Genomic DNA, 25,647 nt, shown 5'->3' on the forward strand with positions numbered 1-25,647 from the left:
ATCACTTTCATCAAAATAATACAGCGTAGCGCCTTTGAGCTTTCGTTCAAAGGCGCTGCGTTTTTTCACTTTTTTCGTTCTTCACCCTATTGAATGACTCCTAAAATAGATATATAGTTTTAGAGACAGGATTACATTTCAAATCATTCTGTTTTTTGTAAACTAGTTCAGCAATTTGATTCATCCTATTTACCCTATTAGGCGAGGAGAATGCAAATGGAAAAATTGATGTTTCATCCGCATGGTAAAGAGTTTCATCACAATCCTTTTTCAGTTTTAGGACGATTTAGAGAGGAAGAGCCCATTCACCGATTTGAATTAAAACGGTTCGGAGCCACATATCCGGCCTGGTTAATTACCCGATACGATGATTGTATGGCCTTTTTAAAAGACAATCGAATTACAAGAGACGTAAAAAATGTGATGGACCAAGAACAAATCAAAATGCTCAACGTTAGTGAAGATATCGATTTTGTATCCGATCATATGCTGGCAAAAGACACACCTGACCATACCCGCCTGAAATCACTTGTTCATCAAGCATTTACTCCCCGAACCATTGAAAATCTGCGCGGCAGCATTGAACAAATTGCTGAACAGCTTTTAGATGAAATGGAAAAAGAAAATAAAGCGGATATCATGAAATCCTTCGCTTCCCCTTTGCCTTTTATTGTTATATCTGAATTGATGGGAATCCCAAAAGAAGATCGGTCACAGTTTCAAATCTGGACCAATGCGATGGTTGATACCTCTGAAGGTAATAGAGAGCTGACAAATCAGGCCCTTCGTGAATTTAAAGATTATATCGCCAAGCTGATCCATGACAGAAGGATAAAGCCAAAAGACGATTTAATCAGCAAACTTGTGCATGCTGAGGAAAACGGCAGCAAGTTAAGCGAAAAAGAGCTCTATTCGATGCTGTTCTTGCTCGTTGTAGCCGGCCTTGAGACAACTGTTAACTTACTCGGCTCAGGCACACTCGCATTGCTGCAGCACAAGAAGGAATGTGAGAAGCTCAAGCAGCATCCTGAAATGATCGCTACAGCGGTTGAAGAATTGCTGCGATACACCTCACCTGTCGTTATGATGGCAAATCGGTGGGCCATTGAAGACTTTACATATAAGGGGCATTCGATCAAAAGAGGAGACATGATTTTTATAGGCATTGGATCTGCCAATCGCGACCCGAATTTTTTTGAAAACCCCGAAATATTAAATATAAATCGGTCGCCTAACAGACATATTTCTTTCGGTTTTGGCATTCATTTCTGCTTAGGAGCGCCTCTTGCCAGGCTGGAAGGCCACATTGCATTTAACGCACTTCTGAAGAGATTTCCTGATATTGAACTTGCGGTTGCACCTGAAGACATTCAATGGAGAAAAAATGTCTTTTTAAGAGGATTAGAAAGTCTCCCTGTTTCACTTTCAAAATAACATTCAAAACGCCCCCTTTTAAAAGAGGGGGCGTTTGTGTTTTCTCAGCGCTTCACCAATTCATCTGTTTCTTTTTCTTCCCTCGCTTCATGTTTCTTCCGGAAAGCCTTAAGGAAATTCGCATTCACTACTCCCCTGTTTGAATAGAGCTTTTCGCAAAATTCTAACATGGCTGTTGACGCTTTCGGTTCGGTTAATATCATGAAGTGGTTGCTTGAATCGACATCCACCAGGTGGAAATGGGGAATTTGCCGCTCCCATTCCTCCCAATAGGTAGCTTGATCAAACGGTTCTTTTTCATTTGATAGAGTGAAATAAGTGTCTAAATCACCAAAGAAAGACCTGCTTTTGTTGCGGAAATAATAACATTTTACCGTCTCAGGATCAGGGAGAGGCTTAACAGTGTACGACTCCAAATCATAGGCGCGCTGTGTTTTCATCATTTGCTGAGCCTGCGTACGTATTTGCTTATCTGGTTTGTTTAGCCCTCGTTCTTTTGCCAAGTCAATCAACTCAGACAGGAATTCTTCATCCTCTAAGCTTATGTCCACCTCTTCACGGCTGATGAGAACATCCGTAAGCTTTTCCCGTTTCGCAATCGATGCCAGCATCGTATTAATTGTTTGCAGCATTGACGTTTTCATAGATGCCTCATTCTCTTTTGTCTCAGAACGATATGGGGAGTCAACCATCACCATGCTTTTGACAGCAAGGCCTTGGCTTTGCAGCTGGCGAGTGACTTCATATGCAATCATCCCGCCTAAGGAATATCCGCCTACATCATAAGGACCTTCAGGCTGTATGGATTGAATGATCTCTATATAATAGGAAGCCATTTGTTCAATTCCATGCAAAGGCGCAGAATCAGTCATGAATCCTCTGGCTTGAATGCCGTAAAAAGGGCGCTGGCTCTTTTGTGCAAATTGCTGATAGATTTCAACTCCTCCTACTCCGCCATGGAACCAAAAGACAGGGCGCCCCCGCTTGCCGTCATTTAACGGTATCAATTCCGGAAACGTGCGAGCTTGATCATTTTGTAAGGATGTATCCTCCTGTTTCTTTGCGATCAAGTCCATCATGTCCTGAACAGTATGGCATGCTTGAAGCTCCGTCAAGGCAATGAGAGGGTCCACCTTTGATTGCAATTGCTGTAATAACTGTATGCAAGAAATTGAATCAAATCCATACTGCTGCAATGGCTTATGAGGCTGCAGTTCATCTGGATCCATCCCTAGTACAGTTGCTAATATGTGATGATCACTGTTGTTGTTGATAAGCTCATCCTGTGAAACAGAAGGCGTACTCTCTACTGCTTGAAAGCCGTTCCAGCAGCTTCTCTTTTCAAATGGATAGGTTGGCAACGGTATTCTGCGGGCACCTTTTCCTTTATAAAGCTTCTCCCACGGGATTTGCACCCCTTTTGTCCAGCAAAACGCGATCTTTTCAAGGTTGTTTTCAGACAACAAAGTCTCTATCACCATTTCTCTTAATGGACCATCCAGCAAGGCTTCGAGATCTGACGAGCCATTTTCTGCATTTCCGCTAAAGACAGGTACAGAACTTTTCGGCTTATCGCCTTTTTCCGCAGCTAAGCAGTCTTGCAAGCCGATTACCAGTTCTTCTTTACTGCGGACGACGAGCGCCAGGCGGTCTTCCATTTCCTCTCGGCCGGTTTGGAGTGTATAAACATAATCTTGTAATGACAGTGCTTGTTGTTTATTCACATAGTCAAGCTGCTGTTGAACAATTGCTTTTAGCCTGTCTTGATTCTTTGCAGAAAGAACCACAATGTGGGCACCATTCTCACTCATACTAACAGGTGGTTTTGGTAAAGGAATATATTCTTCTAAAATGACGTGCGCATTTACGCCTCCAAAGCTATAGCTGTTGATACTCGCTCTGCGCGGAATTTTTTTGCCTGCATCGTCACTTAAATTCCCCCATTGCTGATTCTCGGCAGTCACTCGGAAACGGGTGCCCTTTAATGACACCTGGTCATTCAAAGACGAAAATCCGGATATGCCTGGTATTGTTTGATGCTTCATCGCCATGCTGACCTTCATAAGAGCAGCCATGCCTGAGACGAGTTCACCGTGACCGATGCTCGGCTTTAAGCTGCTGATATAACATGGCGCTTCCTCCCGTACTTCCTGTGGAAGTTCCAATTCGAGCTGACTGCAGCCTGACTTTAACGCCTCTATTTCTATCGCGTCTGCCAATGGAGAGGCGATCCCATGCGCTTCTATATAGGTCACCGTTTTGGGATCAATTTGCGCTCCTTGATAAGCCTTCAGCATTGCATCCTTCATGCCGGCCGGATTTGGCGCGTGAAGTGACATTCCCCTGCCGCCATGCGATACACCTGAACCTTTAATAACCGAATAAATATGATCAGAATCTTCAATGGCTTTTTGCAATGGTTTAATGATGAGAACTCCTGCTCCTTCACTTCTGACAAAGCCATTTGCATCTGCTTGAAAGGATTTGGCCTGCCCTTTCTCACTCAAATAGCCCATTGAGTCGAAGCCAATAAAGCCTTTTGGTGAAAGCAGCAAATTCACAGCCCCGACAATGGCTTGCTCACATTCGCCGTTTCGAATGGACTGTATAGCTCTGTGCAAAGCCACTAGAGCTGAGGAACAGGCAGCTTCATAATATTCACTTGGCCCTTTTACATCAAGCGCATAGGATATACGGTTTGGAATTAGGGAAGGAACCACAGCTGTATCCGTATTGCCGGCTGCGACAAATACTCCTGTCGGGCGGCTGGATACACTCTGCCCTGTTAAGCCTGCATCTTCCATCGCCTTCCATGCATGTATCAAGAGCAGAAACTCCTGTGGGTCCATATTCGCCGCTTCTTTAGGCGATATGCCAAAAAACAGGGGATCAAACTCACCTATTCCTTCTATAAAACCGCCCCATTGAAGGCTTGATTGCCCTTCCTTATCAGCTGCGGCATGTTTGCGCCAGTCCCAGCGTTCTTTCGGCACTTCAGAGACACAGTTCTTTCCTTGGATAAGGTTATCCCAAAATTCTGTTACGCTGTTTGCTTTCGGAAACTGTCCCGACATACCGATAATGGCTATGCCGTCTGCCGCGTGTTCAATTGTTTTATCCGTGTTCGTCTCGTATGCCGGAATCTGTTTCATTTGGTTTTCGATTTGAGCTGGGCGTTCTTCCTGCTGATGAGCTTCACCAAACAGCTGAGCAAAAGATGCTTCATGTTTGTCCGCAAAAAAGTCGATTAGCTCTTGAATAGTCGGATATTCAAAAAACAGAGTCGGATTTAATTCGATCTTTGTCTCTGCTTCCATCTCCCTTGTCAGTGCAACCAATTGAGAAGAATCGATTCCAAAATCCATGATATGCGCTTTTGCAAGAGTCAATTTTGACGGATCGGCCATGTTTACTGCCAGTTTATCTGTTACATAGCTTCTAATACGATCTTTCAGATTGCTGGCTTTGATGGCCTTATTTTGATTTCCTCTTTGATTCGAAATACGAAGCTGTTTAAGCGAGTAGCCCGAGTAGTGCAGCACTGTTTCTGACGACTCATTGATCACATCTACATCAAACAGCAGCATGTCACCTGTATTCTTAACCAATGTAATCAAAAGCCAGCAATCCCCTTTTATCGTTTGCTTTGTAAACTGGATATCATTGATTCCAAACGGCAGGAAGCCGCCTGTCATGTCAAACTGCTCTAAGAAACTGAGGATAGCCAAGTACGCGCTGTTTGTCATCAATGGGCTTACAGTGTAATGGTGCCCGTTTGCCAGCCCGCTTTGGGGCAGGCGAATTTTTGCCAGTATAGACTTGTGATCTCTGTAGAGATGAGTAATTGTCTTAAATAACTCTCCCCATTCAGGACCGTTTCCGGTTTTATACATCTGATCGATGTGATGAAGCTTAGTTAATGAATGCTTAACGTTCTCGATATTGACTTTTTTGGGCTCAAAAGAACCGATTCCGCATTGTCCGATTGCGGCAGGCTTCCACAAACCAGAGGACGGCTCGCGATACATGATTTGCAGTTCTATGACTTGATCTTTTTGCAGCGGCTTTGCCTGAAGTTCAACGGTCTCGCCTTGTTTGATGACAATTGGACTGATATAACTTAATTTGCTGATACGGCCGCTGTTTTCCTCAGGGAACAGGTTAAAAAATGCTTCAATGGCCAGACTGCCATATGTGGCACCGACAAGCACCCGTTCATTGTTGAAGACGTGTCCTTGAACGTAAGGCTCATCATAAGTGAATTGATCTTGAATGACCGGCTGATTGATATTGTCTTCAACATCTGACGATTTCTCATTGATAGACGATACATCGAAATGAAATGGTGTATTATGGTCAAATGCATAGTGAGGCAGATGAACCCAGCCTGATCGGTTCCCTATATCAGCTTCTTTAAAAGCAATCGAGGCCCCTTGTGCCCATTGCTCTGCTGCGTTTATTTCTCTATCCCTAGATGCTGATTCCGCACATGGCTGTAAATCGAATGATGTATAGATGCCTTGCTGGAGTGAGCTTTCTCTTGATGTTCGGAACACCTTTAGTTTTTCGATCAGCTCTTGAGTCGATGTCACTGTAAATGCAGCCCTATGCTCTAAATTATGGTTTCTCCTGTGTAAAGCCTGTACAACGGGTTCAATATCCAGAGAAGCTTCCTTCTCTAAAAACAATTGCATATTTTCTAGATATCTAAGCAGGCTCCATTTTGTTTTGGCTGAAAAAACGGCAGTGAATTCCTGCTGGCGGGGAGCGATATGTTCTTTCTCAGGGGCCGTCTCCATATATTCTTCTATAATAAGATTGGCATAGGCTCCCCCCGCTCCGAAGGAATTGATCATGCTTCTGCGTGGCAATTGTTTTCCAGTTTCAGGATCATTCAAGCGATGCCATGGCTCTGTTTCTTCCTGAAGATAGAAAGCCGTGTGTTCCAGCTTAATATTTGGATTGACAGGCATCGCATTAATTGTCGGCACCAGCGTCCCTTTCTTCATCTGCAGCAGCACTTTTGTCAGCTGAGAAATACCGGAAGCCGCCTCTAAATGCCCCAGATTGGATTTGACAGAGCCTATCGCACAAAACTGTTTCTTGTTTGTATATTGTTGAAACGCGTTTGTTAAGGCAATTACTTCAATAGGATCGCCCAGCGCCGAACCATTTGCCGCCGATTCAATATAGCCGATAGTCTCTGGATCAATGCCCGACTGCTGAATCGACTTGACAATTAACTTTGCTTGCTGTTTCGGGTCCGGAGCTGTATACATCTGTCTTCCGCCGCTATGGTTGGCAAAACTGCTTTTGATCACAGCGTAAATATGATCCTGATCTTCCATTGCCTTCGAAAGCGGTTTTAACAGGACAGCTCCGATGCCTTCCCCGGGAATAAGCCCGTTTCCTGTGCCAAAACTTTTGCTTTGATTGCCGCTTCCCAGCAGATTGGCACGTTCCAAAGAATCATATTTAGAGAGATCGAGTGTTAAATTGACACCCCCAGCAATCGCCATTGAGCAGTTTTTCAATTTCAGGCTTTCACACGCAAGATGTATGGCGTTTAATGAACTAGAGCATGCTGAGCTGACAGCGATACTCGGTCCGGTCAGGTTAAAAAAGTGGGAAACGCGATTTGCAATGTGCCAGTCTCCCCCATTTGAGCTGAGGACTGCCTGCTCTAAAGATGGGATATTCCAAAAATACTGGTTATACATATTCCCTATAAAAACACCTACTCCGTCATCATCCCGCAATTTATCCAGCCGGGTTAGCGTATAGCCGCCGTCCTCAAACGTTTCCCAGACGGTTTCTAAACATAAACGGAGTTCCGGTGTCATTTCCATCACCCGGTTTTGCTCCACCTCAAAAAGCTGATGGTCAAATGCCTCTATATCTTGTAAAAATCCGCCATAGCGTTTCTTATTTGCCGGCTTTTTTGGATCTTTTGATAATGTTTTCAATAAAGATGTGCGCCATCTGGATTCCGGTGCCTCTGTAATACAATTGTCTCCGGCGATTAAATGCCCCCAAAGCTCTTCTAAACTGTTAGACATCGGATAGCGCCCGCTTACCCCGATTATTGCGATATCTTCTGTACTAGAATCATTAAAATGTGTTCCTTGCAAATCACTTGTCTTTTCTATTTTTGGTGGTTCAGTATTTGCTAGCTGAGTTTCCGTGACTTCCTGCTCTGTAACAAAGCGGCGTGTATGAAAAGTAAATGGCTTATTAGGATCTGTACGCTCTGTTTGAAGTGGAGCTTCATTTTTTGCAGGCTTCGTTTTTTCCTTTAACAATGCTGTCCGGAGCTTATTTTCATGCCCCTTTACTAAATATTCGACGAGTTCTTTTGTGTTGTTATGTTCAAATAAAATGGTTTTTGGAAGCTCTCCCGTCACTTTTTCTAATTCACGAATGAAATTCACCTGCAAAATCGAATCAATTCCATACTTCTCAAATGTCGTATCTTCGTGAATACGTTCTGGTGATAGTTTGATTGATTTTGCCAGCGTATGCTTCACAAATTGTGCCGTTTGTTCGATGAGAGAATCGCTTTCCTGTGAATGATCGATTTCAGCATTCATTTGTATATGGCTTGGATCTTCTTCTGCCTCCGTTCTCTTCTTTTGACGGACGACTCCGTTACTTTCAGCGGCAATGATCTGCTGGCCGAGCTGATGCGATTGTTCAGCCATAAAGGAAACATAGCGAAATCCCTCACTCTCAAGCACCATTTTCCAAGTGTCTGGATACAGGCCCGGGCAGCCCGGTATGCGGAGATCAGAGTCCTCATACAGCCACCAGCCTTCCAAAAGGCCGAACGTCAAATGCGAATATATATTATGATCACTTATTTCATTTAAAAGGAGCAGCCCGTTTTTTTTCAAAACTGCTTTTGCATTTCGCAATGTCTGCCGGATATTTTTTGTGGCATGAAGCACATTTGCCGCGATGACCGCGTCGTAGCCTCCCGCATCAATATGCTGTTCAGACGCCGGCTCCTCGACATTAAATCGTTTATATGTCAAATATGGATTGTCAGGACCATACTTATTTTCTGCATGCATTAAAAAAGCTTTAGACAGATCTGTATAGCAATATTCTTTTATATGTGTCTGCCATGCTTTCAATTTTTGAAAAACAGCCGCGCTTGTCCCGCCGGTCCCGGCTCCGATTTCTAATATTCGAATCTTCGCCTCAGGCTCTTGCTTCAGACGTTCTTGCAGATAGGCTGTTAACGTATCTGCAAGCACATCATTAAAATAGTCTGCGACTTGATTGTTTTTATAGACCCCTTCTACTAAATCCATAGATGAATTCGGAAACAGGATATTGGTGGCTGACGCCTTGCCGGTCAGAATCTCCGGCAAGGCTTTAAGTGCTGTCTCCACCAATGTCACCATGGCTTTCATATTATTGTCTTGAAGCAGGTCAGATTTTTGTTCATTCCATTCTTTCCACAGCTCGCTCATGGTGCCTATTGAGCGTGTTGGAACATGTCCGTTCTCCGTTCGCTTCAAAAATTGATGCCGTTCTAAAATCGATTGGCTTTCTTCAAACCATCTGCCATAGAAATTCTCCAATACCGGCTGGGATTTACTTTCTGTGAAAAACCCTATGGACTGTAATTGTGCGAAAAGCATTTTACAGAGAATGTCTTCTGTGTTCAGCATTGGCGCTTCCCCTCCTATAACAGTTGTTGAATCTTTGTGCTGTCACCCGGGTGATAGCTTCGCAGCTTTTGAATGGCGGAGCCGTGAGTTTCCGAGTACACTTCAATCGTTTCTTCTGTCTGTTCCGCTTCATCATTCGTTTCGTTTGCCATTTTCATCATCACTAGCTGCTTTAGCGGTCCCCCAAGCAGCAATTCCAAAGCTTCCATTGCTTCAGGGGCTTCAATAGAGCCAATGCCTGCCTGAGCCATTCTCTTCTGGTAATCCGGTGATGAAACAACACCAATGCTCCCCCAATAACTCCAATTCATCACAGCCACTGTACAAGGCCATACTTGAGACAGCCGCTGTGCAAAAGCATCCTTAAAACTGCAGCCCGCAGCGTAATTGCTTTGTCCGGAAGCTCTTGCAAACGATTGTACGGAAGAGAAAAACAAAACAAAATCCAGTGGTTCATGCCGGAAAACTTGTGCCATTCGCACGCTTACATCAACTTTTGCAGCAAGAACGTTTCTGAAACATTCCTCACTCATATTCATCAGGCTTCGGTCTTGTAAGACAATCGCAGAATGAATGACACCGTTGATTTCTCGATGCGTTTGTTTCATTGTTTCATACGCGCGTTCTAATTCCTCTCGGTTAGCCGCATCTGCTTGAATGTAATACGGGGCTGGCCCTAGACGTGCAAGTCTGTCCAGCTTGCTTTGAATGGCTGCATCCTTTTTCCTTCTGCCAATCCAAACGATCTGCGCCTGATATGTTCTGATCATATATTCACTCCACGCCTCACCAATACCGCCAGCTCCGCCTATGACAACATAAACGCCTCCGTGCTTATACTTCGTGTGCACCGGTTGATTGTTGTGTACTGGAATCAAACGAAGCTTATGCCAGACCTTGTCTCGATAGGCCCACGTATTCCCTTCTTGATCGGCAAGCAAGGAAAGGAGTTGAGATAACGGCAGGTCTTCGTATTTTTTAACATCGATCAGCTTTGTCTGCCAATTTGGATATTCTTTTGACATTGAACCGATCAGGCCGTGCACCCCGGCATCGACCGGATCGACAATATCATGCTGATCAACATATTGTGTGTTCACCGTCACGACCGTCCAGCTTATCTCCTTCTGTCCATAGCCTAAAGAAAGCATTGCCTTAATGAGCCTATACATTTGAATGACGCCTTGATCTTGGGCTTCAATCATTTCATCGCCGACTTCGCACTCAGTCACACGAGAAGGAGACATCCACACGATGTGGTCAAACGATCCGAGTGCTTCAAGCTGTCCTGCAATTCTATGAATTGATGCGTTCGGCTCAATGTACAGCTCCTTGGCAAATGGGATCTGCCTTTGAACAGCTTTTCTGCTGTTGTCATCCCCTCCGAGGATGACAACACGCTCATCAGCAGGCGAAATGATCCTCTTCTCCAGCTGCACTCGATCCCATATCGGCGCCATAAGAAGCGCTCCGTTAAGAGTTGCTTTGGAGTTTCCTAGTGATGTCGGCCCGTCTGGCGGTTGTATGCCTTCTTCCAGCAGCCTTGAGGTAATCCCCTTGATTCTTACACACACTCGGCCTTGTTCATCACACAAATCAATATCCAGTCTCTGTATTTTGTCCTCATTAGGACGAGATGTCACAGACACCCACATTTTATTTGTACACGGGCTGAATATTTCTAGCTCTTGCAGCGCAAAAGGCAGAGAAAGCTGCTCGTCACCGGAATTCAGCTTTAGCCCGATCGACGCTTGTAAAGCAGAATCGGCCATACTTGGATGAAGAACGAATTCATTCAGTGTGTGAGTTACACCAGCAGGCAGAGAAAGCTCTGCCAAGGCTTGATCGCGGCCGATGTAAAGCCGATCTATCCCTTGAAAACCAGGTCCGTAGTCAATGCCGATCGCCTTAAACAATTCATAACACTGGTCGTGTGAGAGTGTGCTTAAACTGCATTGATCTTGAAGCACGCTGATATCCTGGACTGGAATGTCTCCTTCCCCGCGGATTGAAGCACTGCCTTGACAATGTATCTTTCGATCATTATGTGCAGCCTCTGTATAGACGTTAAAAGCAATCTCGCCGTCCTGCTGGGGATTTAGACTGATATCCACTTGCACAGGCTGGCCGTCCGCCACAATCGGCTGCACCCACACAACATTTTTGATGTGAATAACAGATTGTTGATCTTCGGTTCTTCTCACTGCTCTTGTAACGGCAGCATGAACCATCTCAAGATATGCCACGCCCGGCATAACCGGTTTTCCCTTCACCTTATGATCGGCGAAAAAGAACTCAGCACCTGTAAAGGCCGAGCTGAAACGCTGCTCTGACAAATCAGATGTGTTGACATGTATCAATGGATGCAAAGCTGCTGATTCGACTGTTTTTAAAGCTGTTTGATGGGCGGCTGCCTCCTCTTTCGTATCCGTTATCCAGTAGCGTTCTTTCGCAAATGGATAGGTAGGGAGGCTGATGCGTTTCGGCTGTTTGCCGTCATACAGTTTACTCCAGCCTATTTCCATGCCTTTTACCCATAAATCAAGCAGTCTTTCATATATGTGAGGCTCCCAGCTATTGTTGAGCGTTTTCTGTACTTCGTCATCTGATCTCAATGTTTGTGCGATACCTTTTTCTGCTCTGCCTCTGTACATGTACTTCGCATTGGTGCCCCCTTCTATAAAGAGGTTCAGTTTTTCCAGCAAGTCCCCAGTCGAGACAGCGATGATCCCTAATCTCTCCTCCATTGCATCACGCCCCTCTTGGAGTGTATAAGCAATATCAGTGAGGTCACGAGCAGTGATAGATCGCTTGCTGATAAAGTCTGCTAATTGCCGGGCTTGGTCTTTCAGACGATCTTCATCCTTTGCCGACAAAATAAAGATGCCCGGGTGCTGTGCTGTCACAGCTGGTGCTGTTGCAGGATGGGTTGTTTCTTTCGGAATGTATTCCTCAATGACCACGTGGGCATTGACGCCGCCTATCCCGAACGAACTGATACCTGCGCGGCGCGGCAGCTCTCGGCCGGCTTCATCCCGAAGCGCCTGCCATTCTCTCGATTCCTGCACAATATAAAACGGGCTGTCATCCAGTCTGATATATGGATTTACAGTTTCACTGTACAGACTTTTGACAAGCGTTTTATGCTTGAGCTGCAATAACACTTTAATGACACCCGCCACACCGGCCGCCAGCGATAAGTGACCGATGTTTGTTTTCGCTGACCCAAGTCCGCAATGGCTGCCATGAACAGCCGGGTCCCCCGTTTTTTCATACAGCTCTTTAAATGCCGCTTTTAAGCCGTTGATTTCTACTGGATCGCCCAGCTCGGTTCCAGTCCCATGCGCTTCAATATAAGTTACGGTTCTTGGATCAATTCCCGCTTTTTCATATGCTGTTTTTACGACATCCGCCTGAGCTTTCGGATTAGGAGTCGTTAGAGAATTTGCGCGGCCACCGTGGTTTACCGCACTTCCTTTAATGACACCGTAAATATGATCACCGTCTCGTTCAGCCGCTGTCAGCTTTTTCAGAAAGAGAATGCCGGCACCTTCACTGACTGCGAATCCATCGGCTTTGTCAGAAAATGTTTTGCATCTTCCTTCTTTGCTCAGCGCCCCGGCCTTATCATAGGCGATATGGCCTTGCGGAGTTACGACCGTGTTGACCCCTCCCGCAATCGCCATTTCACAGTTTCCATTTTCAATGGCGCAAACCGCATGATGAATGGCGACCAAAGAGCTTGAGCACGCAGTGTCGATCGGTTCACTCGGTCCATGAATGTTCAGGAAATAACTGACTCTATTCGGTCCTGCAGAAGGACTCATATTCGCAGCCGCTGAGCCTTCGATGTCTACATTTGACAAAAGTGAACTGTACCCTGTGTTTCCTGTCCCGATGAAGATGCCCGTTTTGGTTCCTGCCAGGCTTCTCGCTGAGTGTCCCGCTTCTTCTACCGCCTTCCACGCATAGGTCATTAACAGGCGCTGCTGAGGCTCCATCTGCTCAGCCTCCAGCGGAGATATGCCGAAGAACAATGGATCAAAGTCAGCTACTTCATCAATAAAACCGCCCCATTTGACGTTTGTTTTATTCGCTTCTTTCAGAGGGTCTCCGTAATACTCCTGCCAATCCCAGCGGTCTTTTGGAACCTCTGTAATACAATCTGTGCCCGAAGACAGGTTCTTCCAATATTCCTCAACGTCTTTTGCCTTTGGGAAAACGCCGCTCATCCCCACAATCGCAATAGGCTCAGGCTTGTGATCAGCTTCCTTTTGCATTGGTGTTACCGAAGGTTTTACAAAGCGGTTTTCAGTCGAAAACGTCATATTTTTTATATTCTGTTCGACAGGCTGCATCAGCACCCCAGCTTTGGCAGGCGTTTGAGCTGTAAAAGCATTTGGATATTCTTCTGACAGATACCCTGCAAATGCATAAACAGTTGCGTGCTCAAAGAAGATCGTAGGCGTAAGATCCAGCTTGTACTTCTCATTCAGTGTATTTGCGAATTCAGTTAACGTAATCGAATCAAATCCATATTGATTAAACTCCATGTCCGGGTCAATCTCTTCAGGTTTGATTTTGAGCAATTGAGAGATTGTTTGCTTTAAAACTTCTTGAATGTGGTCAAACATATTCCCTTGATCCATTCTCGCTTCAGATGTCACCGGTACTTGCACTGTTTTCATTGGTACATCATCAGAAGACGGCTTTTGAGTCAGCTTTTCCCTCATCATGTCTTTGATTCCTTCCATGACGATAACTTGATCTTTGCGAAATGCCAAACCTTTATACAGCGCTTGAATGCCGGTCTCGGTCCGCATTGGAGTCACACCTGTGTTTTTCAACGTCATGTTTTCAATTTCTTTATTCGCGCGCATGCCGCCTTCTTTCCAGAGCGGCCAATTGATTGACAACGTTTGTCCGTGCCTGTACATGGCGGTTACAAGCGCATTTCGATAAGCAGCATAACTGTCCATAAATGCATTAGCCATTGCATAATCGGCCTGTCCCGCGCTGCCGGCAACACTTGATATTGAAGAAAAGAGGATAAAGAAATCTAACGCAAGATGCTCGGTTGCCTCATCCACATTCACAAGCCCTTTCACCTTAGGAGCGAGAACTTGTGTCAGCTCTTCATTGGTTTTGCTCATAAGATAGTTATCTTTAATCAGCCCAGCGCTGTGAATGACACCATTCAAGTCTTCGTAATCAGACGTAATGCTTGTGATAAGCTCGGAGGCTGCTTCCGTTTGTGTCACGTCAACCTGCCTGTATTCTGCGCGTGCCCCTAATTGCTGAAGTTCGTTAAGCTCCGCCTGCTGATCCGCATTCAACGCGGATCTGCCTGTCAGAATGAGCACAGGCTGTTCGGCTTGACGAGCAATCTCTTTTGCAAAAATAAACCCAAGTCCTCCTGCGCCACCCGTGATGAGATATACACCTTTATCTCTCCACGGCATGCTTATTTCCCGATCATCTATTTGCATTTCATCCAGATCATTGATGTACCGTTTGCCTTTTTCATATTTGATGTGCTGATCTTCTGTGTGCCTTTTATTCTCTTTCAGTTTTTCTATTACACTTTCAACATTTTCATGTGAATCGATTTCAATCGTCTGGCCGATTAGTTTTTTATTCTCCAGGCCGGCGGTTTTAAGGAGCGCCGATAGCCCTGAGAATGAGTACTGCTTTCTTTGTGCAGAGGTAAGCAGCTGGATCAGAACATTGCCCTGAGGTCTGCTTTTGAGAAGACCCTGGACCGTCTCAAGCGCTTGTTCGGCATAATCTTGGAACCTCTCTGCAAGTCCTTCGCGGAATGACTCCAAAACGATGCATTCCGCTCCTGTCATTCTTGATTCAATGCGATCTTTTGAGAGGCCATTCATGTCGCAAAGCATGACAATGTGCCGTTCGTAATGAGGCTCAGGACTTTCTTTTTTAAAATCCTTAGGCACCCATTTTTCTTCAAACATCAGGGTTTCCAGCGTTTGATCAGATTCCGCCGATCCAGAGCCGCCTTCTGCTGCTCTGAAAGATAATCCTTTCATCCGTACGCAAACATTGCCGCTCTCATCTAAAATATCAATATCGCGCTTTTGCACCTTATCAGTTGCCTTGCTGCCTTGGCTGTATCTTGCGTATACCCACATTTCTGAAGAACATGCTCCGAAGACTTCAAGCTCCTGCACCGCAAAAGGCAGTGTCAGCTGGTTATCCCCGGCGCCTGTCAAAATGCTTGACGCCTGCAAAGCAGAATCCATCAGCCCAGGGTGCATGTTGTACTGGCTGAGCGTATCTGCAGCTGACGGATGCAATGACAATTTTGCCAAAACAAATTGTTCAGCTGTATAGATTTTTTTCACTCCGCGATAAGCAGGACCATATTCAAATCCAATCATTCGATAGGTGTCGTATACTTCGTTTACGCTGAAATGACTTTCCTGACACTGCTCCCGCAGAGATTGCAAATCAACCGCCGGCAGATTTTCAGCAGGATTCAATACCGCGCTGCCTTGACTGTAGACGATTGACTGTTCGCCAGTAACGTCTGAATGACCATAGATTTCATAAGAGATCTCACCATTTTCTCCCGGTAAAAGCCTAATGTGTACTTGCTGCGGCTGATCCTCTACAACAATAGGCCGCACCCACACCGCATTCTTTAGCTTCATGATGCGCGGTACATCTTGTACCTCTGCGGCCTGCTCAACAGCTGCCCGCGCCAATTCAAGATGAGCCACTCCCGGCAAAATCCGTTGGCCTTTCACAACATGATCAGCAAAGAAAAACTCTTCTCCCGTATAAATAGAGCTAAACCTTTGTTCCGAGAGATTCGATGTGTTTTGATGCATTAATGGATGCAGCATGGCTCCGCCAAGGCGGGAGGCTGCTTGATTTGCATCAATGCTGCCGCTTTTTTCAATATGATCAGAGATCCAATAACGGTCTTTTGCGAAAGGATACGTCGGCAAGCTGATGCGCTTTGGCAGATTCTCGCCATACAATTTCGTCCAGTCTACATCAAGCCCCTTTACCCATAATTCAAGCAATTTTGCATACTTTCCCCGTTCCATCCATTTCTCGACGGCTTCTTGAATCTCTTCGTCCTCTGTCAGCATTTGGAGTGTGCCTTTATCAATCCTGCCTTTAAATACATCCTCCACACCGCTTTTGCCTGCTGCAAAGTCTTTTAACTTTTGCTGTACATCCTCAATGGAACCGGAAATAATCCCGAGACGTTCTTCCATCGCATCCCGTCCGGCTTGCAGTGTATAAGCGATTCGGGCGAGATTTACGTCACTATATGTTTGCTTATCAAGCGCATCTGCCAGCTGCTGTGCATGTTCTTTTAGCCGCGCTTCATTTTTAGCCGATAAAACGAAGATACCCGGATGTTCCGGCGTGATGGATGGTATATTCTCATCGGATGCTTCCGGAATATATTCCTCGATAATCACGTGGGCGTTTACCCCGCCGATTCCAAATGAACTGACACCTGCCCGGCGAGGAAGCTCTTCTCCCCGTTCATTTTTCAGCGCTTTCCATTCTTCCGTTTCCCGTACGATATAGAACGGACTGTTTTTCAGCTGAATGTATGGATTCACGTTTTCGCAATGCAGACTTTTCACTAAGGTTTTATACTTAAGCTGCAATAATATTTTAATAACTCCTGCTGCACCGGCTGCCAGCGATAAGTGGCCGATGTTTGTCTTTACAGACCCTAATCCGCAGTAAGGATTGGCTGATGTGTCTCCTTCATTTACACCCAATGCTTTAAAAGCTGATTTCAAACCGTTAATTTCAACCGGGTCTCCAAGCTCCGTCCCGGTTCCGTGGGCTTCAATGTAGGTCACGGTTTTCGGATCGATTCCCGCTTTTTGATATGCCGACTGAATAACATCTGCCTGCGCCTTCGGATTGGGAGTCGTTAAAGAGGCTGCACGGCCGCCGTGATTGATTGCACTGCCTTTTATGACTCCGTAAATGTGGTCTCCCGCTTCTTCAGCCGCTTTTAATTTTTTCAGGAACAGTATGCCGGCACCTTCCCCATGCGCAAAACCATCGGCTTGATTTGAAAACGTCTTGCATTTTCCTTCTTTGCTCAGTGCTCCCGCCTTATCAAAGCTGATATACACCTCAGGAAGGATAATCGTATTTACACCGCCGGCTAATGCCATGTCACAAGTGCCTTCCTCAATTGAAGAGATGGCATGGTGGATCGCCACTAGTGAACTTGAGCACGCTGTATCAATCGGTTCGCTCGGCCCATGCAGATTAAGGAAATAACTGACCCGATTCGGACCGACCGATGGGCTCGTATTGGCTGCCGCTGATCCTTCTATTGCCGAGTTCGCTTTAGATAGAAGAGAGCTGTATCCTGTATTTCCCGTTCCGATGAAGACGCCGGTTTTTGTGCCTGACAACCTTTTCGCCGAATATCCTGCATCTTCGATCGCTTTCCAGGCGTAAGTCAACAGTAAGCGCTGCTGAGGTTCCATTTGTTCAGCTTCACGCGGGGAAATGCCAAAGAATAATGGATCAAAATCTGCAATACCGTCAATAAAACCGCCCCATTTCACGTTCGTTTTATTGACTTCCTTCGCCGGATCACCTTCATATTCACGCCAATCCCAGCGATCTTTCGGGATTTCCGTCATGCAGTCTTTGCCTTCTTTTAAGATGTTCCAGTACGCCTCAACGTCTTTCGCCATAGGGAAAATCCCGCTTATGCCCACAATGGCAATTGGCTCAGGCCCAGCATCACTCTGTATGGCGTTTGGCAGCATGACTTGCTGCTTTCTGCGTCTTTTAGCTTTGGCACGCACGGCTTGTTCCTGTTTCGCAGCAGGCTGAAGCTGAGCCGATGCAGCGCGCACAGCAAATGTCTTCGCAAATACCGATTGATATTCTTCTGACAAATGCTTGCCAAACGCATGAATCGTCGGGTGGTCAAAAAATACGGTTGGCGTCAGCTCTAACTGATAGGCGCGATTGATATGGTTGGTGAATTCAGTCATGGAGATAGAATCAAAACCATACACCGTCATCTCGGCATGATCATCAATTGTTTCAAGCTTGACCTTTAACAGCTTGGCGATCTCTCGCTTTAACATCGCCTTTACTTTATCCAGCAAACTGTCTGTATCAATGCTATTTATTTGTTCAGTCATGTGTTCTGCTTCCTTCTTTTCCATAGGTGCTGAGGCGTTTTTGGCCAGCATGTTTTGTTTTATTTTCTGCACATCGCCTTCGATCACCATTACTTGGTTTGCCTCTGAATGAAGTGCTTGATATAATGCCTGAATTCCTTTTTCCGCCCTCATAGGAACAATACCGGCCAGTTGCACAAGCCTTTTCTCAATTTCTTGATCGACCTGCATGCCTCCATCTCTCCATAAAGGCCAGTTTACAGAAAGCGTCTTCCCATGCCGCTGGCTGAGGCCGGCAAGCCTATTTCGATAGCCTGCATACATATCCATAAATACATTGGCTGCCGCATAGTCAGACTGGCCAATGCTCCCTAAACTTCCTGAAAGAGATGAAAAGAGAATAAAGAAGTCTAAAGGCAAATCCTTGCTCGCTTCGTCTAGATAAACAAGCCCTTTTACTTTAGGCGCCAGTACATCGTGCAGATCTTTTGCCTGTTTATTAACCAGGTAGCTGTCCTTGATGATTCCGGCACTATGAAGAATACCGTTCAGACGGCCATATCTTTTTTGAATGTCGTCAATAAGCTGATAGACTTCAATTTTATTGGTAACATCTGTTTGCCGGTAGGTGATGTCAGCCCCCTTGCTATGAAGCTCTTCCAGCTTTTTGCTTTTGCTTTCGCTAAGAGGTGAGCGGCCTGCCAGAATGACTGTCGCATTTTTCGTTTGTTCCGCAATTTCCTTTGCAAAAATATGACCTAGTCCGCCGGCACCTCCTGTAATGAGATAAACGCCATTGTCTTTCCACGGTTTGCTGGCGTCTCCTTTTGCCTGTTTGATTTCACGCCAATCAGCAATATACCGTGTCCCGTTTTGATATTTGACATATGAATCGCTGCTCATTTGATTTTCTAACAGTTTGCCAGCAATGCTTTCTCCACTTTCTTCACTGCTGACTTCAATCATTTGGCCGGTTAGTTTGGCATTTTCCTGACAAGCTGTTTTCAGCAGTCCTGTCAACCCTGAAAACAATTGCTGTTCTCCCTCTGCAGAGGTTACGATCTGAACGAGAATGCCGTCTTTCGGTTTCGTACGAATGATCTCTTGTACCTTTTTAAACACTTGTTCTGTATAAGAATGGAAACGCCCATCTACTGAAGAAGGCCTTGCTTCCAGGCTGTATACACGGACACCCTCGATGGCTGCTTCAATTTGTTTTCTCGTCTCATGATCATATTCACAGAGGAACACGAGATGCTCTGCATATTTTTTTGCTGCCGCGCCTTCAGCTGCCTTTTGTTCTTGCCAAACGGGCTGAAGCAATAAAGTTTCAGTGTTGACTTTTGATGGTTCGGTTTGTATATCAGCCTCCATCACTCTCGTCGAAAATCCTTTCAGCCGCACGCAGATCATGCCATGCTCATCGCATAGGTGAATATCGACTTTCTGTATCAAATCCCCGGGTTTGTTTTTCGAGTTGAATTGAACATAAACCCACATGTCAGAAACGCACTGACGAAAGACCTCAAGTTCCTCCAGGGCAAATGGCAGTGCTGCCTTAAAGTCTTCACTGTCTGAAAGTTCCGCTCTGACGACATTTTGCAAATATTCAGCAGCCTGTAACGCCCCGTCCATTACACTTGGATGAAGAACATAATTGTCCAACGTATGTGAAACAGATTCCGGCAGTGATAATTTGGCAAGCAGCTGGCCGTCGCCTTTATATACGGCCTCTACACTCTTGTAACCTGGACCGTAATCGGCGCCGATCATCCCTTCATAAAACGAGGCAGCATCCATTCTGCTTTGATCACATTGTTTCTTGATCTTAGAAAGATCCAGTGCTTTTTCTTGCTTTAACTGAATCAATTCCGCTTTACCTTGGTTATATACAACTGGTTCTGCATCAGCGGATTCCGGATCACCATACATCCGATAAGCAATGTGTCCGCCATCTTCATCGTAAAGTCCGATATTTACCTGAACCGGCTCACTTCCTGCTACAACCGGGCGAACCCACACGACATTTTTCAGCCTGATTCCAGTTTCATGATCTTCCAATCCGCCAATTCCTTGTTCTATAGCGGCTCTTGCCATTTCAAGCGTGACCGCCGCCGGCAATATCGCCATGCCTTTAATGATATGCTCGGCAATAAAATACTCTTGTCCTGTGAAAATGGAGCTGAAACGCTGCTCTGACAGAACCGATGTATTATGGTGCACCAAAGGATGCAAACGAGATGGTTCAATTGTTGTGATAGCGCCGATGCTGCTTTCAGGCCAGTATCGTTCTTCGGCAAAAGGGTATGTCGGCAAGCTGATGCGGCGTGGCTTTGTATTTGGATAGAGCCTGCGCCATTCAACGTGAAAGCCATTTGCCCACATCTCGGCAAGCTTTCTCAATTCTTCTTTTGATATCCGTGATGAAGCCATATCATCTGCTTCAGCATTTCCAAGCAGCTGTTCAGCGGATGTCATTCTCGTTTTTTCTCCTTGAATACAGCCTTCTGTGAGCGGCTTTCCAGTCACAAAAGCTTCCAGCTGATGTTTCCATTCTTCCAGATCGTTCACTATAAAAACGATCCTGTTATCCATTGCTTCACGGCCGACTTGGAAGGTATATGCAATATCTCTTAAAGAGAAATACCTTTGCTCGTCTTGATTGATATAGGACAGCATTTCCTTCACGTATACTTGGAGCCGTTCACTATTTTTAGCTGATATAGGAATGATGTAAGGCTGATTGCCTTCGTTTTCGGTATCTGCATCAGAAATGTTTTCATATTGCTCAAATATAGCATGGGCGTTAGTTCCGCCAAGGCCGAATGAGCTCAGAGCCGCCCGATGGATACCTGAGTGTTTCTCTAACGATTTTCGTTCACGGACAACATAAAAAGGAGAGCTTTCAAACTTTATATCCGGATTCGGCTCCGTACAGTTGATAGTCGGTGCAAGTTCATTATGGTATAAACTCATCGCAACTTTAATGCATCCGGCTAACCCCGCAGCTGTATCCAAATGGCCAATATTCGTTTTCACTGAACCGATTCCGCAAAATTGTGTTTTGTCGGTGTATTGCTTGTACACTTTATTTAGAGCAGACATTTCAATAGGATCGCCTAATTTCGTTCCCGTCCCGTGTGCTTCAATATAACTGACCGTTTCAGGATGGATCTTGGTTGTATCCAATACATGCTGTATCACTTCTGTTTGGCCTTTTACACTTGGCGCATAGAAGCCTGCCTTCTCTGCCCCATCATTATTGATGCCTATTCCGCGCATAATGGCATAAATATGGTCACCGTCTTTTACGGCATCCACAGCTTTTTTCAGCAGGATGACTGCTACGCCTTCACCTCCGGCCATTCCGTCTGCCGAAGCATCGAACGCCTTCACATGCCCGTCGCTTGAAAAATTCAACCCGTTTTGGTGCACGTAGCCGATCGCTGATTGTGCGTGCAATGTTGCGCCTCCGACAAGCGCATATTGTGATTCGCCCGATGTCAGGCTTTTGTATGCTTGATATAAACCGACTAGTGATGAAGAGCAGTTAGAATGAACAAAATAGCTTGGCCCTTTTAATCCGAGCTTATGTGAGATCATGGTCGGAATGGTTCCGCTTTGGGCTAAAACCCATGAGACATAGCCATCCGGTGATTCATGTTCTTCTGTTGTCTCCTTCGGCAATAACGTTCTATATGAATTGCTGCTTGCAGACATATATACACTTGTTGCCGGAATCTCCTTAGCCACATATCCTGCATCTTCAATCGCTTTCCAGGAGTGCAGCAATAAGAGGCGGAGCTGAGGGTCCATATACTCAGCATCTTTTGGCGAAATTTGAAAGAAACTGGGATCGAATAAGTCTTTCCCTTCGATCACTGATTGCACCGGCACATAGTCAGGATGCTGTATCAATTCTTCGGGAACTCCATTTGCGCGAAGCTCTTCTTCAGAAAAGAATCGTATGCTTTCTTTGCCTTCTTTGATGTTGTTCCAGAAGTCATGATGATTTTGCGCACCCGGGAACTGGCAAGATATCCCCACAATCGCAACACTGTCGTCAAAATAAGGAGGAATCGTCTGTTCTAGGTGTTTTCTATCTTTTTTGACATCCTGATGATCTTCATTTTGTGTCCCGGCTAGATCTGAGTTTTTCATCTCCAAAATGTATTCACTGATTGCACGGATCGTGGAATACTCAAACAGCTCAGTAACATGAAACTCACAATCGAATTCTTTTTTGATTCGTTCAGCCACAGCTACAGCCAGAAGCGAATCGCCGCCCGCATCGAAAAATCCGTCTTCCGGCCCAAATCCGCTGACCTTGAGCGTTTCCTCCCAAATGCGCAGCACCTGATCCTCTATTTCCGTTAATTGCAAGTGATTTGGTTTCCTTCTGTTGAACACGATCTCACGTTTTTCTAATTCTTTACGGTTCACTTTTCCGCTGGGCGATAATGGAAGCTCATCTAAGCGGATAAAGTGTGAAGGTATCATATATTCCGGCAGACTCGATTTTAGATGAAGGCGCAAATCTTTTGGATTGGCAGAGGCATGTCCGCTTTCCTCTGTATAATAAGCAGCGAGCTGTTGATGGCCCTCCAGCTGCTTCACCACTACCGCCTGATCTAAAATGCCCGGAAATTCACTCAGCTTTGTTTCTATTGCGCCCAGCTCGACGCGAAAACCGCGTATTTTGACTTGGCTGTCAATCCGTTCCAAGTATTCTATGTTGCCGTCAGGAAGCCACCTTGCTGAATCACCCGATTTATATAGCTTCGTCCCTGGTTCAAAGGGATTATCAATAAATTTTTCAGCCGTAAGCTCCGGCTTTTTAAAGTAGCCTCTTGCCAAACCCGCTCCAGCGATGCAAAGCTCACCAGGCTTTCCGATCGGGACAGGCTTCAAATGCTGGTCCACAATATAAATTTTCGTGTTGGAGACAGGCTTTCCAATCGGTGTATGGTGACTTGCGATATCTCCTTTTCCGCATCCGAAATACGCAGCGTAAATGGAGGCTTCCGTCGGTCCGTATATATTTTCAACACGGCAGTTTGTAAAGAGTGATACCGCCTTTTTCACTAATTCTTTAGGGAAGGCTTCACCTGCAACCATCATATACTTCAGCGGTCCGTCCTCTGTGAATCGCTTGTTGTCTTTCGCCATTTCTAAAAAAACATGCAGCATGGCCGGCACAAAATTAATGTGAGTCACTTTATATGTTTCAATATAATCCATGCAAAGCTGCGGTGATTTCTCCCCATTAGGCGGAAGAATCACAAGACGGCCGTCTCCAATAAACCATCCGAATAATTCTGAGATCGATACATCAAACACATAGTTCGTCTTCAATAAATATGCATCCTCAGCCGTTACAGGATAGTGAGATTCAAGAAAATTCAGGGTATTCATAATGCTCCGATGCTCTACCATAACCCCTTTAGGCTCTCCGGTGCTTCCCGATGTATAAATAATATAAGCGAGGTGTTCCGGTTTTACTTCCCGCTTTAAACCGCTGCTTTGCTGGTCTGTATAACCGTTTCGGCAAGCTAACTCGATATTGATCGCTTTTACATGGCTGCCAGTTAATCCGCTGATCCTCTCATGAACGTTAGGTTGGGTGAGGACAATGGATGCCTGACTGTCTTTGAGCATGTACTCTAATCGTTCTTGCGGAAAACTTGAATCTAACGGCATATACGCTCCGCCAGCTTTCAGTATTCCTAAAATTCCGATGATCATATCAAACGAACGCTCTGCACAAATGCCAACGGGCTGTTCAGGTCCAACACCCTGATGTTGAAGGTAGACTGCCACAGATGTGCTTTTTTCATCTACTTCTTTATATGTAAGTGATCTGTCTTCAAACATCACAGCAACCGCATTGGGGGTTTGTTTCGCTTTTTCCTCAAACACCTCATGTATACACTTGTCATTTGCGATGTTTGTCCCTGTCGCATTCCATTGTTCCAGCAAACTAGTTTGTTCTTGATTTAATTGCAAAGAGTAAGCTTCAAGCGGCAAAGACGGTTCCTCCATCATGTGCTGCGCGAGCTTCATATAGTTCTCCATCATGCTTTCAATGGAGGACAGTTCATACAAATCAGGGTTGTACAGAAGATGAAGCACTGTTTCATTTTGTTGCTCATATATTTCGAGTGCCAGCTCAAATTCACCCTCTTGCCGAATGTCTTCAATATATTCGATGCCAAGCGTTTGATACGGTTCGAGCACTTTTTGCAAGCCTGTTGCCTGAAAAAAGTTTTGGTACAGAAAGGCTGTTTGAAAAACCGGAGAATCCGTGGCCGAGCGGTCTACATTCAGCTCTCTTACCAATGCAGGGAACGGAAACGCCGCATGATCCAGACCGTCAGCCATTGTCAGCTGCAGCTCCCGAATAAATGCTGTTAATGGCTGAGCTCCGATATTCTTGCTCCGAACAGCCATCATATTGATAAAATAACCGATTAGGGTTTCAAATCTGTCTTCTTGCCGACCCATTGTCGGAACGCCGACAATGATATCCTTTTGTTTTGTATAATGGTGCAGCAGTACTTTGTAAATGGAGAGAAACACAACCGATTCATTCACATGATTGGTGCGGGCAAACGATTTAATTTGATTTCTCAGGTGATGGGGGAGCAAGCTTTTATAAGCTTGCCCCTTGAATTTTCGTGCTGAAGACCGCGGACGGTCAGCAGGCAAATCAAGAACTGGCAGACTCCCAGACAACTGTTCTTTCCAGTAAGCGAGATGCTCTTCCCCTTCTCTGCCAGTCAGCATCCGTTTTTCCCAATCGACAAAATCGTAATAATCAGCTGTTAATGGCTGCTGCAAGGGCTCAATTCCATTCAGCAATTGTTGATACGCTTTGAATAGCGTCGATATCAATGTCAGCATCGACACACCATCAAATATGATATGGTGAATTGTTATAAGAACAATGCATTCTTCTTCTAACCGTTGAAAAAGATGTGTGCGCCATAACGGACCAGCTTCCAACTGGAAAGGTTCTTTTGCTTTTTCTTTTAGAAAAGGAAAGATATCTGCTGATTTCATTGCTGATATATCCTCTTCCACAAAACAAAGATCCTTTGATAACTGAACCGATTGAAATGGAATGCCATTCTCTTCTTGAATCACACTGGCTAAGACCGGATATTGTCTCTGTACAAACAGAAGGGCTTTCTTGAACGTCTCTGCATGTATTGGTTTGCTGAAGCGAAAGCATAAAGGAATGTTATATGCACTCATCCCAGGAGACATTTTTTGAAGCATCCACAGCCCTTTTTGCCCTTCTGAAAGCGGGCTTTTCAACTGCCGCTTCATGCCTTTAAGATGTTCTTCCACCTCAGAAATGGTTAATTCTCCTGATCTGA

Annotated in this window: 3 protein-coding genes; 1 reads left to right on the forward strand and 2 read right to left on the reverse strand. The window is 45.3% G+C overall.

Features of this window, described 5'->3' with window-relative positions; translation table 11 throughout:
- Positions 1-216 precede the first annotated feature (216 nt).
- Complete coding sequence (locus ACQVGT_RS11535; RefSeq protein ID WP_015483250.1) at positions 217-1,434, forward strand: cytochrome P450 family protein; 1,218 nt, start codon at positions 217-219, stop codon at positions 1,432-1,434.
- Between the two features lie 44 nt (positions 1,435-1,478).
- Here the strand turns inward: ACQVGT_RS11535 and ACQVGT_RS11540 are convergent, their stop codons facing one another.
- Both ACQVGT_RS11540 and ACQVGT_RS11545 read right to left on the reverse strand, forming a co-directional pair.
- Positions 1,479-9,113, reverse strand: a complete 7,635-nt coding sequence (locus ACQVGT_RS11540; protein WP_015383715.1) for a beta-ketoacyl synthase N-terminal-like domain-containing protein — start codon at positions 9,111-9,113, stop codon at positions 1,479-1,481.
- A gap of 14 nt (positions 9,114-9,127) precedes the next feature.
- Entirely contained in the window at positions 9,128-25,597 is a 16,470-nt protein-coding gene (locus ACQVGT_RS11545; protein ID WP_080030729.1) for a non-ribosomal peptide synthetase, read from the reverse strand.
- Between the last annotated feature and the right edge of the window lie 50 nt (positions 25,598-25,647).

The sequence above is a fragment of the Bacillus sp. SCT118 genome (assembly GCF_058566435.1).